This is a genomic window from Mesorhizobium sp. M7A.F.Ca.CA.002.15.2.1 (genome assembly GCF_003998715.1).
Taxonomy (GTDB): domain Bacteria; phylum Pseudomonadota; class Alphaproteobacteria; order Rhizobiales; family Rhizobiaceae; genus Mesorhizobium; species Mesorhizobium ciceri.
In genome coordinates, this window is sequence record NZ_RZPI01000329.1 from 1 (window position 1) to 5,928 (window position 5,928).

Genomic DNA, 5,928 nt, shown 5'->3' on the forward strand with positions numbered 1-5,928 from the left:
AGATCGGCTATGACCAGCGCGACCGGCACGCCTTGCCGCAGGGCGCCAAGCACCGCCAGTTCGGCATGGCGGGTGAAGCCGCCGCGATTGAGCAGGCGCGAAAGCGTGTCCGTCTCCGACTTCGACGTCACTTCGGCAAGCACGTCGCGAACCAGGATGGCCAGCATCAGCAGCGCCAGCGCCAGCGCAAAGACAGTGCCGAGCGATTGCGACACCAGCGCGTAGTTGCTTTGCAGATAGGCTTGCGGATTGGCGCCCCAGCCGCCGAGCGCATGGGCGATGAATGGCTTGGAGGCAAACTGCAGGCCGCTCGCCGCCAGCACGGCCATCAATATGCGATCGAGACGGGCAAGCTTTTGCCTCGATGACCAGACGATGGCCAGCCCGATGAACTGCATGACCGCATAGGGAAGCTGGTAAGCCATGATGCGGATCAGCGACTGGCGGGGCAGGTCCTGTACGAAATACACAGCTATGGTGGTGGCCAACAGGAAAAACAGCATCGCCTTCCAGGGCGGCGCCACGCCGTATTTGCGGGCAAGCCCGCCATTGAACGCAATGGTGGCGGCAAGGAAGACCGCGAAGGCGGCAACGACCGGGAGCCGCGCGTCGGCAAAAGCGGGAATGGAGAATTCGATGGCCGAATAGGCCATGCCCAGCAGATAGCCAAATGCCAGCCAGCGCGCCGGCGCCCGGCCGACATCGTGGAAGGCGACCGCCATGAAGCAGGCCGCCAGCAGGCCGGCAACCGACAGATTGATCAACAGGATGAAGTTGGCGCCGCTCATGTTCTCCCGCACCCGCGCCGACAGCTAATCATCGACGGGCGAAGAAGACGTTAACGTCCTGGCCGGCCAGGATTCAGCCGGTCTTGAGCGGCTCCGGCAGGAACGCCGTTTCCGGCCGCTCATAGGACAGGCGTACACTGTCGCGGCCGTTCTTCTTGGCCTTGTAGAGCGCATCGTCGGCACGGCGCATCAGCGGCTCCAGCGCCTCGTCACCGCTGCGGGCCGCCACGCCGAAGCTTGCCGTCACCTTCGTTCCCTGGGGAAGCCCGTCGACATGGCCGGCCGAATAGACCGTGCGCACCGCTTCGGCGAACAGCCGTGCCGCGGCAAGATCGCTGAGTGGCAGCAGCACGGCGAATTCCTCGCCGCCGATACGCCCGGCAACACCGCGCGCGCCGGCCGCCGACCGAAGCTTGGCGGCGAAATCGGCAATCACGCGATCGCCCGCCCCATGCCCATGCACATCGTTGAGCGCCTTGAAATGATCGAGGTCGGCCAGCACCAACGCGACCGGGAACCGCGCCGAGGCGCAGTGCCGCAAGAGCAGCATGCCGCGCTCCTCGAAGCCACGCCGGTTGAGCAGGCCCGACAGGGGGTCGGTAAAGGTCTCGGTCTTCAACGCCTTCAACACGTCGAGTGCCGCGGCGGAAAACAGGCACAGCGCGATAAGCAGCGACAGCAGCGCGTGCGACAGCAGCGCCGTCGTCCAGTAGGACGAGCCATAGAACCCGTCATAGCTCGTGAAGGGCCCGTGCGCGATGACGACGATAAGGGTGCGCACGAAGAAGTTGACGCCCGACAGCAGCGACAGCACGAACAGGATTTTCTCGGTCGGGCCGTTGTTGCGCACCGGGCGCAGTTCGGCGGCAACCAGAAGGCTGATACCGCCGAAAGCGAAGTTCATCGCCAGGATGCGCCAGGTGAGATCCGGCGCGATGAACAGGAACCAGCAGAACGACGCCAGTCCCCCGCAGGCCAGCGCGCCGATCCCCACATAGGGCACCTTGCGGCCATAGCGGTGGACGATGGCGCCGGCCAGGCAGCAGCCGGCGATGCTGAAGCAGATGTTCGACACCAGCTTGGTCAGCGGCATGCCGATCGGCAAGGTGAAATACTGAAGCAGGAAGCCCACCGCCGAGAGACTGTAGCTGAGCGCCAGCACGGCCAGATAGGGGCGGTGGCGCTGATAGGACCATAGCACGAGGAACGCCGCGCCGAGCGCCAGCGCGATCGTCGGGTTAAGCAGCGCTATGAGCAGACCCGTGTCCAAACGACTATGACTTCCCCTCGCTTACGTCGGGGAAGAGCTTAGAGGGCAAGCCCAAACAAGCGGTTAAGCCTCGCCGCAAGCAGGACCGCCATCTCAAAATAATGTCAGGGAACCGCCGTCTCCGGTCAGCGTTCCTTCGTTGACAATCTGGAGCGACCGATGGCCGACACAATCACACTGACCGACCACGATGCGATCCGCTCGTGGGCTGCCGGGCGCGCCGGCTTTCCCGCAATCGTCGACATCTCGCCCGAAGCGGGGACGCAGCCCATGTTGAGGCTGGTCTTCGGCCAGCACGCCTATCAGGATCAGGACCAGCCTGAACGGCCGCTCAATGCGGGGGGCTATGAACTCGTCGAATGGGACGAATGGTTCAAGCTCTTCGAAGAACAACAGCTTGCGCTTGTGGTCGCGGCCGAACAGCCCGGACGCCGCGAGGAGTTCCACGAACTCGTCCGCCGCGACGGGAAGCGTTGACCCGAGCCGGGTGCGGCTCGGGTCCGTTCAAGTCTGGACTACTTCCACTCGCGAATGTCGACGAAGTGGCCGGCGATCGCCGCCGCGGCCGCCATCGCCGGCGACACCAGATGGGTGCGGCCCTTGAAGCCTTGCCGGCCCTCGAAATTGCGGTTCGAAGTCGAGGCGCAGCGTTCATGCGGCTTCAGCCGGTCGTCGTTCATGGCCAGGCACATCGAGCAGCCCGGCTCGCGCCAATCGAAACCGGCGGCGACAAAGATCTTGTCGAGGCCTTCGGCTTCCGCCTGTTCCTTGACCAGGCCGGAGCCCGGCACGATCATCGCATCGACATGCGGGCTGACCGTCTTGCCTTCGACCACCTTGGCGACGGCGCGCAGATCCTCGATGCGGCCATTGGTGCAGGAACCGATGAAGACGCGGTCGAGCGTGATGTCGGTGATCCTGGTGCCCGGCGTCAGACCCATATAGTCGAGCGCGCGCTGCTTGGAGGTGCGCTTGTTCTCATCGGTGATGTCGTCCGGGTTCGGCACGATGCCTTGCACCGACACGACGTCCTCGGGCGAAGAGCCCCAGGAGACGATCGGCGGCAGCTTGGCCGCGTCGAGCACGATCACCTTGTCGAAATGCGCGCCCTCGTCGGACTGTAGCGTCTTCCAGTATTCGAGTGCCGCATCCCAGGCCGCGCCCTTCGGCGCGCGGGGCTTGTCCTTGACATAGGCGAAGGTCGTCTCGTCCGCGGCGATCAGGCCGGCGCGCGCGCCGCCTTCGATCGACATGTTGCAGATCGTCATGCGGCCCTCCATCGACAGCGCACGGATCGCCTCGCCGGCATATTCGATGACATAGCCGGTGCCACCGGCAGTGCCGATCTCGCCGATGATGGCCAGGATGATGTCCTTGGCGGTGACACCTTCCGGCAATTGGCCGTCGACACGCACCAGCATGTTCTTGGCCTTGCGCTGGATCAGCGTCTGCGTCGCCAGAACATGCTCGACCTCGGATGTGCCGATGCCATGCGCCAGCGCGCCGAAAGCGCCGTGCGTCGAGGTGTGGCTGTCGCCGCAGACGATGGTCATGCCGGGCAGTGTAAAGCCCTGCTCCGGACCGATGATGTGGACGATGCCCTGGCGGATATCGTTCTCGGAATAATATTCGACGCCGAAATCCCTGGCGTTCTTGGCCAGCGCCTCGACCTGGATGCGGCTTTCCTCGTTCTTGATGCCGAACTTGCGCTCGGGCGAAGTCGAGACATTGTGATCGACCACGGCCAGCGTCTTTTCCGGATGCCGGACTTTACGGCCGGTCATGCGCAGGCCTTCGAAGGCCTGCGGACTGGTCACTTCATGGACCAGGTGGCGGTCGATGTAGAGCAGGCAGGTGCCGTCTTCCTGGCGATCGACGACATGGTCGTCGAAAATCTTGTCGTAGAGGGTGCGCGGTGCGCTCATGTGCGTAAATCCGTCGATATGAGAATGGGAAAGAGCAGGTGCCGGACCTCCGGCCCGGCGAAACGACCCCGATGGGTCGGCCTAGGGTAGTCGGCTGGTCAGCGCCCCGGACACGCGCGCGGAGAAGCGCGACGGCAGGCGTTTTCTGTCCTGCAGCACGAACCCCTTGTAGGCCGGATCGCCAAAAAGCTCTTCCATGGCGTGGCTCATATCAATGTTTTGGGTTTTCGGCAATTGGAAGCTGCCTTCGCAGAACTCGGGTTCCTCGTCCTCACTTCCACACCTTCAGGGGGAGAGGAAGGAAGCCAAGATCGGAGAACGCGCCGCTCAGATCACTTCAAACACAAAAGTCTTCACCAGCGCATCCGGCTCGGCGATCGCATAGCAGCGGAACCACGGGCTTTCCTCGACCGGCCGCCATTTCCCAGTCTGCTCCAACTCATCGAACACCGCCTGGAAGCCGCCGCTCTCGAACACCCGGTCGCGCACGGTGAAGATCGCATGGCCGCCCTTGCGGGTGATGCGCACCAGTTCGTGCAGGCCTGTCGCCGGCGCATGGCTGATGGTGAACACGCCTGTCGAGAAGAAGGCGCGGAAATACCCGTCCGGCCACGGCAGCGGACCGCCCAGCATTGCCTGCTTCAGTTCGCTGTAGGCATTGCGGCTGCCGGCGATCTTCAGCATATCGTCCGAGAGGTCGAGCCCCGCAATGTCGCGGTAGCCGAGCGCATTCAGCGACGGTCCCGACAGGCCGGTGCCGCAGCCGGCATCGAGCAACGGGCCATCGCCCGCCGGCACATGGCGCGCCACCCAGGCGGTGATCAGGAAAGGCAGGAGGTAGCCGAGCGAGGCGGTCTCGCTGTCATAGGTCCCGGCCCATGCGGCATAGGCCTCTTCAAGCGCTTCCGGCGTGTCGGCCGTATAGACGGAATCCAGCGCCGCATTGGCTTTGTCGACGATCATGGGACCTCCTCAACGGGAATGCTCGGGGATCGTAGCGCTGCCTTGGCCGAAAAACTATTCCTCGTGCTGGCGGCGCAGCCGCCGTTCCAGCGCCCTGAGCGCCAGCGACAGGCCGACGGTCAGGATGAGGTAGATGTAGGCTGTTATCGAATAGGTCTCGAAGAAGCGAAAGGAGCCGGCGGCGTAGACCTTGCCCATCTGCGTGATGTCGGCAACGCCGAGCACCGAGACCAGCGAGGAATCCTTGACCAGTGCGACGAAATCATTGCCGAGGGGCGGCAGGATGGTGCGGATCGCCTGTGGAAACACGATGAGCCGGAAACGCTGCGCGCGGGTCAGCCCGAGCGCCTTCGCCGCTTCGATCTGGCCCTTCTCCACCGCCTGGATGCCGGCCCGGAAAACCTCCGAGATGAAAGCCGAATAGCCGATGGTCAGCGCCATGATGGCGCGCCACAACAGCGACACGTCGCGCACCAAAAGCTCGCCGAACAGGCCGGCGCTTTGCAGCGGCGCGGTCAGCGCGTTCCAGGCCGCGACGAAGGCCGGCGCGCCGGCAAAGGCGATCCAGAACAACAGCACCAGGATCGGCACGCCGCGGATGATCTCGACATAGAAGCGCGCGATCTGGCGCAGCCAGCGCGAACCCGACATTCCCATCAGCGCGATGCCGAGCCCAATGGCCGACGCCAGCACGAAGGCAATCACGGTGACGAAGATGGTGACGCCGATGCCCTTGGCGACCGTGGCGAACACCTGGGCATAGAGATTGCTGGTGGCGACGAAGACGGCCACCGCGATCGCGATGGTCACGGCCACGACGAGCCACCAGGGGAAGTCGGCTTTGGAGGAAGAGGCGGGAGGCATCAAAAGGATTGCGCCAAGGCAGCCCCCTCTGGCCTGCCGGCCATCTCCCCCTCAAGGGGGGAGATTGGCAGCTTCGTCGACGGCACTCTTTTTTCAACTTTGGTGATTGGTGAAAGCG

Annotated in this window: 6 protein-coding genes; 1 reads left to right on the forward strand and 5 read right to left on the reverse strand. The window is 64.1% G+C overall.

The window, feature by feature from the left end; all coding sequences use genetic code 11:
- Together ENZ74_RS18655 and ENZ74_RS18660 are read right to left on the reverse strand one after the other, a co-directional pair.
- The coding region (locus tag ENZ74_RS18655) for a GGDEF domain-containing protein (RefSeq protein WP_127312913.1) at positions 1-788 on the reverse strand (788 nt) is incomplete at its 3' end.
- A gap of 73 nt (positions 789-861) precedes the next feature.
- Positions 862-2,058, reverse strand: a complete 1,197-nt coding sequence (locus tag ENZ74_RS18660; protein ID WP_063169532.1) for a GGDEF domain-containing protein — start codon at positions 2,056-2,058, stop codon at positions 862-864.
- A gap of 159 nt (positions 2,059-2,217) precedes the next feature.
- On the opposite strand from ENZ74_RS18660, the gene ENZ74_RS18665 reads away from it, so the two are divergent.
- A complete protein-coding gene (locus ENZ74_RS18665) occupies positions 2,218-2,535 on the forward strand; it encodes a hypothetical protein (protein ID WP_013528869.1) in 318 nt (105 codons plus the stop codon).
- 38 nt (positions 2,536-2,573) lie between these two features.
- On the opposite strand, the gene leuC is transcribed toward ENZ74_RS18665, so the two are convergent.
- The 3 genes from leuC to ENZ74_RS18685 form a co-directional block, all read right to left on the reverse strand.
- A complete protein-coding gene (gene leuC / locus ENZ74_RS18670) occupies positions 2,574-3,983 on the reverse strand; it encodes a 3-isopropylmalate dehydratase large subunit (protein WP_063169533.1) in 1,410 nt (469 codons plus the stop codon).
- A gap of 327 nt (positions 3,984-4,310) precedes the next feature.
- The gene (locus ENZ74_RS18680; protein WP_063169534.1) at positions 4,311-4,946 is read right to left on the reverse strand and encodes a class I SAM-dependent methyltransferase; all 636 of its coding nucleotides are present in this window, start codon (positions 4,944-4,946) and stop codon (positions 4,311-4,313) included.
- 54 nt (positions 4,947-5,000) lie between these two features.
- Positions 5,001-5,810: an amino acid ABC transporter permease gene (locus ENZ74_RS18685; protein ID WP_027163295.1), complete on the reverse strand. Its 810-nt coding sequence runs from the start codon at positions 5,808-5,810 to the stop codon at positions 5,001-5,003.
- Positions 5,811-5,928 lie beyond the last annotated feature (118 nt).